General features: G+C 41.0%; 21 protein-coding genes. All 21 read left to right on the top strand.

The window, feature by feature from the left end:
* Position 1 precedes the first annotated feature (1 nt).
* Positions 2-367 carry a 50S ribosomal protein L14 gene (rplN, locus tag HMPREF9140_RS08530; RefSeq protein WP_006953315.1) on the top strand — a complete coding sequence of 122 codons (366 nt, stop codon included), beginning with the start codon at positions 2-4 and terminating at the stop codon, positions 365-367.
* 18 nt (positions 368-385) lie between these two features.
* Positions 386-733 (top strand): 50S ribosomal protein L24, encoded by a 348-nt coding sequence (gene rplX, locus HMPREF9140_RS08525; RefSeq protein ID WP_018572027.1) that lies wholly within the window; start codon positions 386-388, stop codon positions 731-733.
* Positions 733-1,287 carry a 50S ribosomal protein L5 gene (rplE, locus tag HMPREF9140_RS08520; protein WP_025073407.1) on the top strand — a complete coding sequence of 185 codons (555 nt, stop codon included), beginning with the start codon at positions 733-735 and terminating at the stop codon, positions 1,285-1,287. Before rplX ends, rplE begins: the two co-directional genes overlap by 1 nt.
* A gap of 6 nt (positions 1,288-1,293) precedes the next feature.
* Positions 1,294-1,596 (top strand): 30S ribosomal protein S14, encoded by a 303-nt coding sequence (gene rpsN, locus HMPREF9140_RS08515; protein WP_006953312.1) that lies wholly within the window; start codon positions 1,294-1,296, stop codon positions 1,594-1,596.
* Between the two features lie 122 nt (positions 1,597-1,718).
* Positions 1,719-2,114 (top strand): 30S ribosomal protein S8, encoded by a 396-nt coding sequence (gene rpsH, locus HMPREF9140_RS08510; protein WP_006953311.1) that lies wholly within the window; start codon positions 1,719-1,721, stop codon positions 2,112-2,114.
* 17 nt (positions 2,115-2,131) lie between these two features.
* Positions 2,132-2,698 (top strand): 50S ribosomal protein L6, encoded by a 567-nt coding sequence (rplF, locus tag HMPREF9140_RS08505; RefSeq protein WP_006953310.1) that lies wholly within the window; start codon positions 2,132-2,134, stop codon positions 2,696-2,698.
* A 19-nt stretch (positions 2,699-2,717) separates the two neighbouring features.
* The gene (gene rplR, locus HMPREF9140_RS08500; protein WP_006953309.1) at positions 2,718-3,062 is read left to right on the top strand and encodes a 50S ribosomal protein L18; all 345 of its coding nucleotides are present in this window, start codon (positions 2,718-2,720) and stop codon (positions 3,060-3,062) included.
* 12 nt (positions 3,063-3,074) lie between these two features.
* Positions 3,075-3,581, top strand: coding sequence for a 30S ribosomal protein S5 (gene rpsE, locus HMPREF9140_RS08495; protein ID WP_006953308.1), 507 nt, complete (start codon positions 3,075-3,077; stop codon positions 3,579-3,581).
* Positions 3,582-3,592: 11 nt separating this feature from the next.
* Positions 3,593-3,769, top strand: coding sequence for a 50S ribosomal protein L30 (rpmD, locus tag HMPREF9140_RS08490; protein ID WP_006953307.1), 177 nt, complete (start codon positions 3,593-3,595; stop codon positions 3,767-3,769).
* Between the two features lie 25 nt (positions 3,770-3,794).
* Positions 3,795-4,241: a 50S ribosomal protein L15 gene (rplO, locus tag HMPREF9140_RS08485; RefSeq protein ID WP_006953306.1), complete on the top strand. Its 447-nt coding sequence runs from the start codon at positions 3,795-3,797 to the stop codon at positions 4,239-4,241.
* A gap of 3 nt (positions 4,242-4,244) precedes the next feature.
* On the top strand, positions 4,245-5,582 hold the full coding sequence (secY, locus tag HMPREF9140_RS08480) for a preprotein translocase subunit SecY (protein WP_006953305.1): 1,338 nt from the start codon (positions 4,245-4,247) through the stop codon (positions 5,580-5,582).
* Positions 5,583-5,595: 13 nt separating this feature from the next.
* Positions 5,596-5,814 (top strand): translation initiation factor IF-1, encoded by a 219-nt coding sequence (gene infA, locus HMPREF9140_RS08475; protein WP_006953304.1) that lies wholly within the window; start codon positions 5,596-5,598, stop codon positions 5,812-5,814.
* 19 nt (positions 5,815-5,833) lie between these two features.
* Positions 5,834-5,950 (top strand): type B 50S ribosomal protein L36, encoded by a 117-nt coding sequence (ykgO, locus tag HMPREF9140_RS10360; RefSeq protein ID WP_081474525.1) that lies wholly within the window; start codon positions 5,834-5,836, stop codon positions 5,948-5,950.
* 98 nt (positions 5,951-6,048) lie between these two features.
* Positions 6,049-6,429 carry a 30S ribosomal protein S13 gene (gene rpsM / locus HMPREF9140_RS08470; RefSeq protein ID WP_006953303.1) on the top strand — a complete coding sequence of 127 codons (381 nt, stop codon included), beginning with the start codon at positions 6,049-6,051 and terminating at the stop codon, positions 6,427-6,429.
* 64 nt (positions 6,430-6,493) lie between these two features.
* Positions 6,494-6,883, top strand: coding sequence for a 30S ribosomal protein S11 (gene rpsK, locus HMPREF9140_RS08465; protein WP_006953302.1), 390 nt, complete (start codon positions 6,494-6,496; stop codon positions 6,881-6,883).
* 39 nt (positions 6,884-6,922) lie between these two features.
* Positions 6,923-7,528, top strand: a complete 606-nt coding sequence (gene rpsD, locus HMPREF9140_RS08460) for a 30S ribosomal protein S4 (RefSeq protein WP_006953301.1) — start codon at positions 6,923-6,925, stop codon at positions 7,526-7,528.
* 16 nt (positions 7,529-7,544) lie between these two features.
* A complete protein-coding gene (locus HMPREF9140_RS08455; protein ID WP_006953300.1) occupies positions 7,545-8,543 on the top strand; it encodes a DNA-directed RNA polymerase subunit alpha in 999 nt (332 codons plus the stop codon).
* 51 nt (positions 8,544-8,594) lie between these two features.
* Positions 8,595-9,107, top strand: coding sequence for a 50S ribosomal protein L17 (rplQ, locus tag HMPREF9140_RS08450; protein WP_006953298.1), 513 nt, complete (start codon positions 8,595-8,597; stop codon positions 9,105-9,107).
* A gap of 517 nt (positions 9,108-9,624) precedes the next feature.
* A complete protein-coding gene (locus tag HMPREF9140_RS08445; protein WP_006953295.1) occupies positions 9,625-11,265 on the top strand; it encodes a leucine-rich repeat domain-containing protein in 1,641 nt (546 codons plus the stop codon).
* A 20-nt stretch (positions 11,266-11,285) separates the two neighbouring features.
* Positions 11,286-15,689 (top strand): choice-of-anchor J domain-containing protein, encoded by a 4,404-nt coding sequence (locus HMPREF9140_RS08440; RefSeq protein WP_006953293.1) that lies wholly within the window; start codon positions 11,286-11,288, stop codon positions 15,687-15,689.
* A gap of 145 nt (positions 15,690-15,834) precedes the next feature.
* Positions 15,835-16,257: IS5/IS1182 family transposase (locus HMPREF9140_RS08435; RefSeq protein ID WP_006953291.1), on the top strand; the 423-nt coding region annotated here is incomplete at its 3' end.

Below are 16,257 nucleotides of genomic sequence, written 5' to 3'. Positions count from 1 at the left end.
TATGATACAGACAGAATCGAGACTTACAGTATGTGATAATAGTGGTGCTCGTGAGGCGAAGTGTATTCGTGTACTTGGAGGGACCAAACGTCGGTATGCGAGTATTGGTGATATTATAGTTGTCGCTATTCAGAATGTTATTCCTGCAAGCGATTTAAAAAAAGGTGTAGTCTCAAAAGCCTTGATTGTACGTACAAAGAAAGAAATCCGACGTGCTGACGGTTCTTATATTCGTTTTGATGATAATGCTTGTGTCTTATTAAATAATGCTGGCGAAATTCGTGGGAGCCGAATATTTGGTCCAGTAGCTCGTGAACTACGTGCAGTAAATATGAAAGTAGTATCGTTAGCTTCTGAGGTTCTTTAATTATGTTTGTGATATAATATGAGAAAACTACATATAAAAAAAGGAGATATGGTTCTTGTTCTTACAGGAAAAAGTAAGGATAAGAGGGGTACTAATGGTAAATATCCCTCACCTCATAAGGTGTTGAAAATACTTGTTTCTGAGGAAAGAGCAATAGTGGAAGGAGTAAATATAATCTCTAAAAGTATAAAGCCAACGGCCAAGAATCCTCAAGGCGGTTTTGTAAAGAAAGAAGCACCTATTCATGTGTCAAATTTGAGTTTAGTAGATCCGAAAAGTGGAGGACCTACGCGTGTTGCAATTAGAGAAACCGAAAATGGGGAGAAAATACGTGTTGCAAAAAAATCTGGAGAGGAGATCAAATGATGAATACATCACAATTAAAGGTTCAATATAAGAATATTATAGCTTTAGAATTAAAGAAGCAATTTAATTATACTTCAGTGATGCAAGTGCCAATCCTAAAAAAAATAGTAATTAATCAAGGATTAGGTGATGCTACTCAAGATAAAAAGATTATAGATGTAGCAATTAATGAAATTTCATCTATTGCGGGACAAAAGGCTGTCGCAACCTTTTCTAAGAAGGATATTGCAAATTTTAAACTTCGTAAAAAAATGCCTATAGGAGTGATGGTTACTTTGCGGCGTGAAAAGATGTATGAGTTCTTAGAGAGACTTATTAAAGTTTCCTTGCCACGTATTCGTGATTTTAAAGGAATTACAAGTCGATTTGATGGGAAAGGTAATTATACTCTAGGAATTAGTGAACAGATAATATTCCCGGAGATTAATATAGACCAAGTTGATCGTATTCAAGGACTGAATATTACTTTCGTTACTTCAGCAAAGACAGATGAAGAAGGATTTGCTCTTTTAAAAGCATTTGGGCTTCCCTTTAGAAAAAATAAAAAAGATTAAGATGTTATGGCAAAAGAATCAATGAAAGCTCGTGAGATAAAACGTGCAAAATTAGTTGCTCGTTATGCGGAGAAGCGTATGGCTTTGAAGCGAATTATTGCGACCACGAATGATGTGACAGAAGCTTATGAGGCGGCTCGTAAATTACAGACTATTCCTAAAAATGCAAATCCAATTCGTCTTCATAATCGTTGTAAGATAACAGGACGTCCTAAGGGATATATACGTCAGTTTGGTCTTTCTCGTATACAATTTCGTGAAATGGCTTCCAAAGGGCTTATTCCTGGAATAAGAAAAGCTAGCTGGTAAGTTTTATCATGTATGATCTTAGTCTCTCTATAGTGTTGTAGTTTAAGTGTCATATGTGAATTCAAAGAATATTTTAATATTGTCAGGGGAGTCCTGATTAATTAAACATTTATATTTTATTTATGACAGATCCAATCGCAGATTATCTGACCAGGCTCAGAAACGCAATTCTGGCTCATCATCGAATTGTAGAGATTCCTTCTTCTAATTTAAAGAAGTCTATAACAAAGATTTTATTTGAAAAAGGATACATTTTGAACTATAGATTTATAGATGATGGTCCACAAGGAACAATAAAAATCGCATTGAAGTATGATCCGGTAACTCGGCAGAGTGTAATAAGAAAGCTAGAACGTGTATCAACGCCTGGTCTTCGTAAATATACGGGTTATAAAGAAATGCCTAGAGTTATCAATGGTCTTGGTATTGCTGTAATATCAACGTCTAAAGGAGTTATGACAAATAAGGAGGCCAGTATAGAGAGTGTGGGGGGAGAAATTCTTTGTTATGTTTATTGATGTAGAGAGGTTTTAATATGTCAAGAATAGGAAAATTACCGATTGATATTCCGTCAGGTGTTACAGTGGCTTTAAAAGATAATGTTGTTACAGTAAGAGGCCCTAAAGGAGAACTTTCTCAATTAGTAAACCCTGCGATCAAGATAATTATAGAGAAAACACAGATAAGATTTGAGATTGATGAGAATAATCTTATCAACTATAAGGAGAAACAGGCTTTCCATGGTTTATATCGCTCACTTATAAATAATATGATAATAGGTGTAAGTGAGGGGTATACAAAAATTTTGGAATTAATAGGTGTTGGTTACCGCGTATCAAATCAAGGGAATTTAATAGAATTTTCCTTAGGATATACGCATCCTATTTTTATACAATTGCCAAAGGAGATAAAAGTAGAAACAAAGAGTGAACGCAATCAAAATCCTCTTTTAATATTAGAATCTGCCGATAAACAATTGCTGGGCCTAATTTGTGCAAAGATTCGTTCTTTCCGTATGCCAGAACCTTATAAGGGCAAAGGTATTTTATTCAGAGGGGAAGTTATTCGCAGAAAGTCTGGTAAGACTGCTGCAGCCAAATAAAACTTTAATAAATATTGTTATGGCGACAAATAAAGAGATAAGGAGACTTAAAATAAAATTCCGTATTCGTAAAAATATAAGTGGAACGTCCGAACGTCCACGAATGACAGTCTTTCGTAGTAATAGGCAGATTTATGCACAGATTATTAACGATCTTACAGGCAAAACTCTAGTATCAGCTTCTTCTATAAGATTTGATAATAAGACAAAGATAGAACAGGCTAAAGAGGTTGGAGCTCTTATGGCGGAAAAGGCTTTGTCAATTGGTATAGAGCAGGTTGTATTTGATCGTAATGGTTATCTTTATCATGGAAGGGTAAAATCTCTAGCAGATGGGGCCCGTGAGAAAGGGCTTAAATTCTAAATGAAATATTCAATGGATAAAGTAAAAATAAATAGTGATATAGAGCTGAAAGAACATTTAGTTGCAATTAATCGTGTAACTAAGGTTACTAAAGGTGGTCGTACTTTTACTTTCGCAGCAATTGTTGTTGTGGGGGATGGTAATGGAATTATAGGTTGGGGTCTAGGTAAGGCTGGAGAAGTTACAGCGGCAATTCAGAAAGGAACAGATACAGCAAAGAAAAATCTTATAAAAGTGTCTATTTTGAAAGGCACTGTTCCTCATGAAATGGAAACACGTTTCGGAGGTGCTTTTGTATTACTTAAACCAGCTGCAACTGGTACAGGGATGAAAGCCGGTGGTGCTATGCGTGCTGTTCTAGAGAGTGCTGGAGTTACAGATGTTATAGCAAAATCTAAAGGTTCTTCTAATCCGCACAACTTAGTGAAAGCAACGATAAAAGCACTTTCACAAATGCGTGATGCATATACTATTGCTAAAGAGAGGGGCATCAGTATGAATAAAGTCTTTAACGGTTAATATAAAGAGTTATGGCAACAATTAAAGTTAAACAAGTTAGAAGTTCTATAGGTGTTCCAATAGACCAGAAAAAGACTCTTTCTGCTCTAGGGCTACGTAAGATTTCTCAAATTATTGAAATTGAGGATACGCATAGTAACCGGGGAATGATAAAGAAGGTACATCATTTGGTAGTAGTTGTTGATTAACTAATATTTAAGTAAAGTCATTTTTATGAAATTAAATAATTTACATCCAGCAAAAGGAGCTGTTCATTCACGTCGTCGTATTGGGCGTGGTCCTGGTTCGGGTCTTGGCGGTACTTCTACCCGTGGGCATAAAGGAGCCAAGGCACGTTCTGGGTATAAGAAGAAGATAGGTTTTGAAGGTGGTCAAATGCCTCTTCAGCGCCGTGTTCCTAAAGCAGGTTTTAAGAATATAAATCATAAAGAATATAATGTGATTAATCTCTCTACTATACAGAAAATTGTGGAGAAGAGAGGTCTCACAGAAATTGGTATAATTGAATTCAGAGAAAGTGGTGTTATAAAAGACAAGAGACTTATCAAAATACTTGCTAATGGTGATTTGAAAGTGAAAGTCAATGTGGAAGCACATGCTTTTTCTAAAGCTGCTGAAGATGCTATTAGAGCAATGGGAGGTAGCATAAGTATAATCTAAGCAATGAAAAAAATAATTGAGACACTGAAGAACTGCTGGAAAATTGAGGATTTGCGCCAACGCCTCTTAATTACCATTCTGTTCACCGCTATTTATCGCTTTGGTTCGTTTGTTGTTCTCCCGGGTATAAATCCTAGTCTTTTGGAGAAGCTGCAGTCACAGACAGCGGGCGGATTAATGTCTCTGTTGGATATGTTTTCTGGTGGGGCATTCTCTCATGCATCTATTTTTGCGTTGGGAATAATGCCCTATATCTCTGCATCGATAGTTATGCAACTTCTGGCAGTTACGGTACCATACTTCCAGAAGATGCAACGTGAAGGTGAGAGTGGACATAAGAAGATTAATTGGTATACAAGGGCATTGACAGTTTTTATTCTAATATTCCAGGCGCCTTCCTATTTATTGAATCTAAAGGCACAGTCTGCCGGAGCTCTTGCAACAGGTATAAGCTGGACGGCTTTTATGATACCGGCTGCTATTATACTTGCTGCCGGTTCAATGTTTATTCTTTGGCTTGGTGAACGCATAACAGATAAAGGGATAGGAAATGGTATATCTCTTATAATAATGATAGGAATTATAGCTCGTCTCCCACAGGCTTTTTTCCAAGAAGTAAGTAGTCGATTTACTGCTATAACTAGTGGCGGACTTGTTATGTTCATAATAGAGATAGTCATATTATATGCTGTTGTATGTGCATCCATCCTTTTAGTACAGGGAACGCGTAAGATACCTGTGCAATATGCTAAAAGAGTAGTAGGTAATAAACAATATGGAGGGGCTCGCCAATATATTCCTTTAAAGCTTTTTGCTGCTAATGTAATGCCGATTATTTTTGCTCAGGCTTTAATGTTTATTCCTTTGGCGATAGTTCAGTACTCAACTGATAATGCTAGTCCTGTATTGCAATCATTGATGAATACTAAGAGTCTTTTATATAATGCGGTTTATGTGATTTTAGTGATAGCCTTCACTTATTTCTATACCGCGATTACTCTTAATCCGACTCAAATAGCAGAAGATATAAAACGTAATAATGGTTTTATTCCTGGTGTTAAGCCTGGGAAAGACACGGCAGATTATATTGATACAGTTATGTCTCGGATAACCCTGCCAGGTTCTCTTTTCATTGCATTTATTGCTATAATGCCAGCTCTCGCCGGATTGCTTAGTGTGCAAGATGCATTCGGACAATTTTTTGGAGGAACTTCGTTGTTGATTCTAGTGGGTGTTGTTATAGATACGATTCAACAGATCGAATCACATTTAATGATGCGACATTATGATGGATTATTGAGTTCAGGGCATACTAGAAGAGAAAATCCTTCAGCATATTAAAAAACCAGATCTTATGGTAAAGCAATCTGCTATAGAGCAAGACGGAGTAATTGTAGAAGCTCTTTCTAATGCAATGTTCCGTGTTGAGTTGGAGAATGGAGTGGATATAACTGCCCATATTTCTGGGAAAATGAGAATGCATTATATAAAGATTCTTCCTGGAGACAAGGTTAAAATAGAGATGAGTCCATATGACTTGACGAAAGGTAGAATAGTTTTCAGATATAAATAAAAACGTATATAGAATAGATATGAAGACAAGAACGTCATTAAAGAAACGTACGCCTGACTGTAAGATTGTTCGTAGAAAGGGAAGGCTGTTCGTTATCAATAAGAAGAACCCTAAGTTTAAGCTACGTCAAGGATAGGGGGTTAAAAAGAAGCAAAGAGGAAATAGTCTTACTATTAATGTCTATTTTTGCGTGCTTTTTATAATAAGCAAAGTGTTTTAATTAATTTATAATCAATGGCAATAAGAATTGTTGGAGTAGATTTGCCCCAAAGTAAGCGTGGCGAAATCGCATTGACCTACATTTATGGAATAGGTCGAAGTAGTTCAGCAAAGATATTGGATAAGGCTGGTATAGACCGAGACCTGAAAGTTAGCGAATGGTCTGACGACCAAGCCGCTAAGATCCGTGAAATTATCGGTGCTGAATTTAAAGTGGAGGGTGACCTCCGTTCAGAAATTCAAATGAACATCAAGCGCCTTATGGATATAGGTTGCTATCGTGGAATTAGGCATCGTAATGGTCTTCCGGTTCGTGGTCAAAGTACTAAGAATAATGCTCGTACCCGTAAGGGAAGGAAGAAGACTGTTGCTAATAAGAAAAAGGCTACTAAGTAATATTTAGTTGGGAGTTGAAGGTCAACCTAATGACGTTTAGCTTGAGTTTAAAAACTAAAAAGATATGGCAAAGAAATCAGCAACATCTAAGAAGAGAAATGTTCGGGTAGAAGCTCTTGGACAGCTTCACGTTCATAGTTCATTTAATAATATTATTGTGTCTTTGACAAACAATGAAGGTCAGGTCATTTCTTGGTCTTCTGCGGGTAAGATGGGATTCCGAGGTTCGAAGAAAAACACTCCTTATGCAGCACAGACGGCTGCAGAGGATTGTGCAAAGGTTGCTTTTGATCTAGGGCTACGTAAGGTTAAGGCTTTTGTAAAGGGGCCAGGTAATGGTCGTGAGAGTGCTATTCGTGCGATTAATGCTGCCGGTATTCAGGTTATGGAGATTATAGATGTTACTCCATTGCCTCATAATGGTTGTCGACCACCGAAACGTCGTCGTGTATAATCACATTTCTAACAATTAAAAAAGAAACAGTTTTTAATTATGGCAAGATACATAGGTCCAAAATCTAGAATTGCACGCCGCTTTGGGGAGCCCATATTTGGAGCAGATAAAGTTTTATCTAGACGAAATTTCCCTCCAGGCCAACATGGTAACAACCGTCGCCGCAAGGTTTCAGAATACGGTGCTCAGTTAGCCGAAAAACAAAAGGCGAAATACACATATGGTATTCTAGAGCGTCAATTCAGAAATATGTTCGATAAAGCAGCGAAGGCCCATGGCATCACGGGTGAAGTGTTGCTTCAAAACCTCGAAAGCCGCCTCGACAATGTAGTTTATCGTCTGGGTATAGCCCCAACGCGAGCAGCTGCTAGGCAACTTGTAGGGCATAAGCACATTGTGGTTAATGGTCGTGTGGTGAATATTCCTTCATATGCCGTTAAACCAGGAGATGTTGTCGGTGTTAGAGAGAAAGCAAAGTCTCTTGAAGTTATAGAGTTAGCCCTAGCCGGCTTCAATCATAGTAAATATCCTTGGATAGAGTGGGATGAAAGCAGTAAGAGTGGTAAATATCTTCATAAGCCGGATCGTGCAGACATTCCAGAGAATATAAAGGAACAGTTAATCGTAGAGTTATACTCTAAATAATAAAATCATTCAATTAATGGCGATATTAGCATTTCAAAAGCCTGATAAAGTTGTGATGCTGGAGGCTAATGACAAGTTCGGAAAATTCGAATTTCGTCCACTTGAGCCTGGCTTCGGAGTTACCATAGGTAATGCCCTGCGTCGCATCCTCCTTTCATCGCTGGAGGGCTATGCAATCAACACAGTTAGAATTGCAGGTGTTGAACATGAGTTCTCTTCGGTCCCTGGTGTAAAGGAAGATGTTACCAACATCATCTTGAATCTCAAGCAAGTTCGATTCAAGCAAGTAGTAGAAGAATTCGAGAATGAGAAAGTTAGTATCACAGTTGAGAATTCCACGGAATTTAAAGCTGGTGATATCGGTAAGTATCTGACTGGATTTGAAGTGTTAAACCCTGATTTGGTGATTTGTCGTTTAGATGCTAAGGCATCGATGCAGTTAGATCTGACAATCAATAAGGGAAGAGGTTATGTCCCTTCTGAAGAAAACAGAGAATTCTGCACCGATGTAAACGTACTCCCAATCGATTCTATCTACACCCCAATACGTAATGTTAGATACACAGTTGAACCATATCGTGTCGAACAGAAGACAGACTATGACAAACTGATGATCGAAGTTACAACAGATGGTTCTATACGTCCGAAGGATGCACTTAAGGAAGCATCCAAGATTCTGATTTATCATTTTCTACTATTCTCTGATGAGAAAATAATGCTTGAAAATCCAGATCAGGAGGGAAATCAAGAGTTCGATGAAGAGATTCTACACATGCGCCAGTTGCTTAAAACAAAGCTAACCGACTCTAGTTTGAATCTCAGTGTGCGTGCTCTGAATTGTTTGAAGGCTGCCGATGTTGAAACATTAGGTGATTTAATTCAATACAACAAAACCGACCTCCTGAAGTTCCGGAACTTCGGAAAGAAATCGCTCTCTGAGCTTGATGATTTGCTAGAGAGTCTGAATTTATCGTTTGGAACCGATATCTCAAAGTATAAACTGGATAGAGAGTAAGAAGAAACATCCCTCTGCAACTCTTTGTCTGCATACAACAAGTTAAATAAGATGAGACATAATAAAAAATTCAACCATCTGAGTCGTACTGCTGATCACCGTGCCGCCTTACTCACAAATTTGGCCATCGCACTTATTCAGCACAAAAGAATCACTACGACTCTGGCGAAAGCCAAGGCTCTAAAGAAATATGTTGAGCCTCTGATAACAAAGTCGAAGAACGACACAACTAATTCCCGTCGTGTGGTGTTCCGCTATCTTCAGAATAAAGAAGCGGTAACCGAACTCTTCAAAGAAATTGCGGTAAAGGTCGGCGATCGTCCTGGAGGATATACCCGCGTAATTAAACTGGGGCTACGCAGGGGTGATGCTGCGCCAATCGCATTTATCGAGCTTGTCGATTATGATGAGAATATGGCAAAGACACCGAAAACTGAGGTTAAGAAAACACGTCGTAGCCGCCGTTCAACAAAGAAGACTGAAACGGAGGAGACGGTAGCAGAAACGACAGTGTCTACAGAGATAGAAGAGCCTGCAAAGGCAGACGAAAATAAAACAGAATAGAGAGAGCAATAAATTTCTCTAGGAACTTTAAAAGGAAGAATCGACAACTTAGCCGATTCTTCCTTTTTCCATGTATTTAGAGGAGAAAATATAAAGCCCCTCGCTTGTAACAGAATGTGACAGGATTAAAATACGTTCGGTCGGGGCGCGGATTATTATTTTATGCCAACTCGAGCGATAGGGATAGACACGAGGAATGTCCCTACATGCGGTCGTTCCGCCCGAGTTGGAGGCTGGGCGAGGCGCGACAAACGAAATTCAATTCTCCAAGGCGGTTGGACAAGTCAAATACGGTCGTATTTTCGTTCTCCTGGTGAAAGGGCAGCCAAATACGACCGTATTTCTGTTCTCCTGATGAAAGGATGGCAGATTCTTAAACCGAATTCATGTAGCCATATAAAAACTGAAATTTTCACAGCAGAAAAGAGGTTTTTTGCGACGCGGTGCTGTAAATTTGCGCATACAGATATCACTGTGGCGAGAATCGTATATATTACTAACTAAATATTTATTTTTTATGAGAAAGATTTTTATAACATTCGTTCTCCTGACAAGCGCAGTCTTAGCAGGGGCAAACACAGTTATTAACGTAGAAACCGCTGGAACGCTGAAGACGCTCATCGGCGAAAATAAATTGACAACTACCGACCTTGTAGTCTCCGGCAACCTGAACGGAAGCGATATACAAGTGATTCGCGAGATGGCTGGTATCATGCTTTCGGGTGGTCCGTCGGGAGGAAAGCTGGCACGGCTTGATATGACTGATGCCAATATCGTTGCAGGCGGCGACTATTATATGTACGATTATAACACCTACGAGAATTTCTATACGGCCGATAACGAGCTAGGAAAGTATATGTTTTACAATTGTCCGGCTCTGCAATCTGTCGTGATTCCCAAAAGTGTGACCGCTATCGGAGTGGAAGCATTCAGCGTCTGTGCGAATCTTAAGGATGTCTCTGTTCCGGAAACCAACAGTGCTTTCTATTCAATTGACGGAGTGCTTTTCGGAAAGTTGGATGCACGGCTCATCAAATACCCGCAGGCGCGAACCGAAACAGAATATTCTATTCCCAACGGCATAAGGAACATCGGCTACGAGGCGTTCTCAGACTGTGTCGCTTTGACGAAAATAAATTTCCCCGGAACAATAGAGAATATTGACGGAGCGGCATTCAGTTTCTGCAACGGAATAACAGTTATGGAGCTTCCTGCCTCCGTGAAGACGATAAAAGCAAGTGCCTTCAATTACTGCAAGAATCTCACAGCGATTAATGTCCCGACGTCGTGTGCGGCCTTTGTTTCGGAAGATGGTGTTCTTTATAACAAAACGAAGACGGTTCTCGTCAGATGTCCGCAGAAGAAAACCGGCAGTTTCACCGTCGCCGATGGTATCACTATCTTAGGCGATTATGCTTTCCATGGTTGTCTGAAACTAACGAAGATTACACTTCCTACAGGGCTGACGACAATTGGTGAATGGACTTTCTCGAGTTGTAAGGAGCTAACTTCGATTGATATTCCTGTTTCGGTTGCAAACATTGGGCAAGGAGCGTTCTGTGACTGTACAGAAATCGGGAGCGTCGCTGTTCCGGAAGGTGTCACGGGTATATTCAAATGGACATTCTACGGATGTATTAAGCTTCTGTCGGTTGCCTTGCCGGCTTCGCTTACCGAACTGGGAGAAGGAGCTTTCATGGGTTGTAGAGAACTAACTGAATTGAGCGTGCCGGAGAATGTTAACATCGTTCCGCCCAGTGCTTTCGGAAATTGCAAGAAGCTTCGGAAGTTGTCGTTACCTAAGGCAATCACTCAAATCGGGCACTACGCAGCATCGGGCTGTGCAGCGTTGGAAGATCTCTATCTCTATGCGGAAAATCCTCCTTCGTGTGGCTTCTACCCATTTAATGGGGTAGACAAGCAGAAGTGCAAACTCTATGTTCCCAAGGATACAAAAGCAAGATATCAGAGCGCTGGAGGCTTCTCCGATTTCAACAATATAATAGAAATAGAAACCAGTGGCATTGCCGCTATACTTGAGGATAACAACGAGACGGTACATTATACCATAGGTGGCATACCGACGAAGACACCTCTTAAAGGCATAAATATCGTTCGGACAAGAGATGGCAAGACGAGAAAGATCATCGTAAGATAGATTCTAAACACAATTTCGCCATGAACAGAAAACTCTCAACCTTCATTGGGATTGCTATTCTTGCACTTATCGCAATACCGGTGCAGAACGTTTCTGCACAAAATGAAGCAATACAGATTTCACGTATTTTGACAGGACTGGATAGTATTAGGGCTACAGACAGTAAAACATCCTCGGGTATCGTGAGCCAGGTTCTGCAAGACGATGACCTGCCAAGCATAAACCAAACTCTCGCCACTATGAAAAGAAAACAAAGTGGTGCTGATGCCGTGAAAATATATGGAAACCTAATTCACTCCGCTGAGTGGAAAGGAATGCCGCAGAAACCATACGGTATCTATTCCTTCAATGCTACGAATGACTACGTAATGAGTCAAGAGCACATCGACCCGATGATGAACGCCAACGGAGGTGGAATCGTTTATAATGGGAAGCTGCACTTCATTCGCTTTTCAGGCTATGGAAGCACAATGACAGCGAACTATTATGAATACGAAACCAGTAGATGGGCGCAATTGGAAATGAAAAGAGTGGAAGATAACAGTCTTCTGGCAACCGACCTGACTTATGATATTCCTACGAACACAGTGTATGGTTGCTTCTATAAGCCATCCTTTGCTGGGTTCGATTTCTGCAGTATAGACTACTATACTTTCGAGAAAACAATCATAAGCTCCTTAGATTCGGTTCATTTCATAGGACTCGCCTCTAATCTCGACGGAGAGTTATATGGTATAAGCCTAGGTGGAAATCTATACAAAGTGGATAAAAGTAACGGGAAACTTACGCTCATCGGATCTACGGGAGTTGTGCCTGGGCAATATGTTCAGTCGGCAGCTTTCGACCCTAATACCGGCAAACTCTATTGGGCGGCTTTGTTGAAAGATAAAACAGCCCATCTCTACGAAGTAAGTACCACCGATGGCTCGTTGACAGAGATAGTTAATTTCCAGAAGACAGAAGAGCTTGCCGCACTCTATATTCCCAAAAGGCTAGCAAAAGATAAAGCTCCTCAAGCTGTAGAACGTATCGAGGCTTCTTTTCCGCAGGCCCAACACCACGGAACTATAAAGTTCACTTTGCCAACTGTGGCGGTAGATGGAAGCAGCTTAAGCGGCATGCTTACGTATTCGATAAAAGTAAATGGTTCAGAAATAAAGACTCGTTCTGCACTTGTTGGAGCTGAAGTGGCTGAACAAATCGACCTTACCGACGGTATGAAGCGATTATGTGTCACGATAAAGAACGAAAAAGGAACAAGCGATGAAACAGCTATCGACATTTGGATAGGATACGATAAGCCGGAGAAAGTGAGCAACCTGTACTTTATGCTCGATGAAACTGACAATAGAGCTACTCTGACCTGGAATGCTCCCTCCAAAGGATTGCATAATGGATATATTGGCAGCGCGGAAAGCATAAGGTATAAACTATATCGTTTCCCGGGAGGAAAACTCGTAGCCGACAGTCTTTCTGGAACAACTTTCAGCGAGCTACTCCCAAAGGAGACATATACTTCCTATTATTATTCTGTAGTTCCTTTCAATACTGTGTTCGCGGGTAAAGCCGCCTATTCGGATACTATATCTGTAGGTAGTGGAATGAATGTGCCCTATCTTGAAACATTTGAAAACGAAAGCACACTATCTTCGTTCGTTATCTTAGACTCGAACGGCGATAATACAACCTGGATATTGAAGTCGGCAAACAAGGAAGCAAGATATAATTATAGTGATACGCAGAGCGCAGACGACTGGCTGCTGACACCGCCAATTAAACTAAAAGCGGGATACATTTATAATTTCTCATTCAAGTATAAAGCCGGTTTCTGGAACTACCACGAGAAATTAGCCGTAGCTTTCGGTACGGGTGACAATCCGTCGTCCTACTCGGAGCTTATGCCTGTTACGAAATTCAGTACAGATAGCTATACAACTTTCCGAAAACAAATCACAATTAGGCAAGATGGCGCTTATCGTTTCGGATTCCATGCCTTGAGCGACGCTGGCCAATATAAGATATGTGTTGACAGTATAGCCATAGATGTATATGTCGCATTAGCTGCACCAGCGTCAGTCCAGCAGTTTAAAGCCGTTGCAGGAGCAATGGGCACACTGTCGGCTACGCTTTCGTTCTCGGCTCCAACAAAACGCATTGACGGAAATGGATTGTCTGATATTACTAAGATTGAGGTCTACAGGAATGATTCAATCCTTGTAAAGACCTTCGATAATGTTACGCCGGGCCAAACTTTCTCGTTTACCGATACTGATGTAGAAAATGGAATGAATGTATATACTGTTTATGTCTATAACTCGTACGGGAGAGGAGAACCCGCCAAAACCCAAGTTTATGTGGGTGTCGATACTCCTGCTGTACCCAAAGACATTGTATTAAAGAAAAATGGCGAGGGAATTCTACTCACGTGGAAATCACCAGGCAGTATCGGCAGCAATGGAGGATATGTAGACGAGAAAGAATTGACCTATACCGTCTATAACATAAAAGGAAAAGTAGTGGCAGAGCATCTAACTTCAACAAGTTATTCTGATAAAGACATCGTATTGGAGGGAGGACAGAGTGTGCTCTATTACAAAGTTTCCGCCACCTACAAAAATAAACAAAGCGCTATGGGCAAGTCACAGTATCTTGTAGCTGGCGACCCTTATAAACTTAAGTTCCACGAATCTTTCGCGCCTGATTACCCTACCGGATATTTCTGGTGGAATGAAAGCGAGAACGGAAATGACTTCAGCTTCTCAACCAAATACAGTATAGATAATAAAATAGGCTGTGCCATGTGGCAAGGGCGCAATAATCATGAACAAGCGTCACTGAATTCAGGGAAAATTAGTTTGAAAGGTGCCCAAAAGCCAGTAGTGAAGTTTGCGCATGTACAGGAAGACGAGAAAGATGTGCGTTTGAAAGTATTGGTGATGAAAGAAGACGGAAGTACCGACACGCTTAAAGTATTCGATTATAAGGAGACCAAAAAGAGACAATGGAAGAAGGAAACGCTATCGCTCGAAGGATATAAGGATGAAGAATATATCCTGCTCAAGTTTCTTGTTGAGAGTAATGATCCGCGCTCTACCGTCATCATAGATAATGTGTACGTACTTGATTATTTAGAGCACAATCTTGAGACAGTTGTGTATGCCCCGTCAAAAGGAAGTATCGGTGTCGACAGTAGGATAAGTGTTTACGTTGCAAATATCGGGCGGCAGACTGCGGCAGGCTATACCGTGAAGCTGTATGTAGACGACGAACTATATGAGGCAGACTCCGAACCATTTACTCTCACGGAAGATCTTGACATGATGAGATTCTTCTACTATACTCCGACGCTGACTTCGCCAGACACAGTACGGTTGCGGGCTGTGGTGGAATACGACAAGGATATGGATGTTTCCGATAATATGTCGGAAACAGTAAAAATGTCCATAAAGCATCCCGACTTGCCCAGAATTTCTGACTTGGAGGGGAAAATCGTCAACGGAAAGAGTGCGGAACTCACATGGTCTGCACCAGTCATTCCTGAAATAACTGGAGCAACAGATACGTTTGATGATTACGAGGCTTGGCTAACCGGAGGGTTTGGACGCTGGACGGTGATAGACGGAGACGGCGCACCTACGTTCGGTATAGACAACGTGATTTTCGAGAATGAAGGAACTCCGATGGCGTTCATTGTATTCAATCCGACGCAAATAGGTATCGACCTTGACGCGAATCCGAACTTCAAGCCGTATTCAGGCGAGCAATATCTGGCGTGCATGTCGGCCATAAGTCAGTATGCGGTTAATAAGCATAACGACGACTGGCTCATTTCGCCTCTGCTCTCCGGCGAGCGGCAAACCATCAGTTTTTATGCGAAGAGCTTGTCGGATACGTATCGAGAGGCATTTAATATCGCATATTCTACTAGCACGACCGATACTACGCAGTTCGTCACGCTACAAACGGTCGGACAGGCAGATTCGGAGTGGACGCAGTATTCCGTCGAATTGCCGGAGGGTGCTAAATACTTTGCCTTGCATGTCGTATCGAAGGATGCTTACGCACTTCTCATAGACGACGTTAAGTTTGATGCGGCCCCGCTTGCCATTACGAGCTACAATATCTACCGCGATAGGCGTAAGGTAGGCAACAGTCTGACGGCGAATTACATTGACCCTGTAGTGCCTGCGGCTTCCCAAGTATATCACGTGAGCGTGGTGTATAATACGGGCGAGTCGGCATTATCGAACGGAGTAGAGCTGAAACCAACCACTCGGGTCGACGGAATTCCGGCAGAGGTTACCGCCCCGTTCACCGTTTATACGATCGACTGTCGGCTCGTACTCGACAAGGCGCCTAATTTGCAATCGCTTCACCGGGGTGTCTACATCGTCAACGGCAGAACTATCACTGTCGAGAAATAGCTTTTATTTCGGTTTACGCGATAATCCGAATTAATAAATATGTAGAAAAGAGCTCGGCATGAGGCCGAGCTCTTTCTGGTATGAGACCTCTGCAAAACTCCTCCTATAATTTGTCTTTCTTAAATATTTTTTGTACCTTTATGGTATGAAACAAAAGTTATCCTCTCCAAGTTTTGCTGACCTATTCCTTGGGCAAAGAAAGGTCAAGCAGACATTCTTTTCACAAATAAACACAGTCATTGATTGGGCACCTATTCGTGCTATAATAGAAGTGGCTTATACAAAAGGCTATAAGTCTACCGGCCGGCCCGGCTATGACAGCCTTGTTTTATTCAAGATTGAATTACTCCGCACCTGGTATGGTCTGAGTGACGGAGAAGTTGAAGAACAGGTTAACGACCGCCTGTCTTTTAGTCGCTTTGCAGGTCTTGGCATGGAAGATATCGTCCCTGACAGTACTACCGTGTGCCGTTTTCGCAACATTCTTGTTGAAGCGGATTTGTATGATACGCTTCTTGAGGAGTTTAATCGGCAATTGGAAGCTAAAGGAATCATTGTAAAGCGTGGC

Origin of the sequence: Prevotella micans F0438 (genome assembly GCF_000243035.1) — a bacterium.
In the GTDB taxonomy this organism is placed as follows: domain Bacteria; phylum Bacteroidota; class Bacteroidia; order Bacteroidales; family Bacteroidaceae; genus Prevotella; species Prevotella micans.
This window is presented reverse-complemented; position numbering and strand designations above follow the sequence as displayed.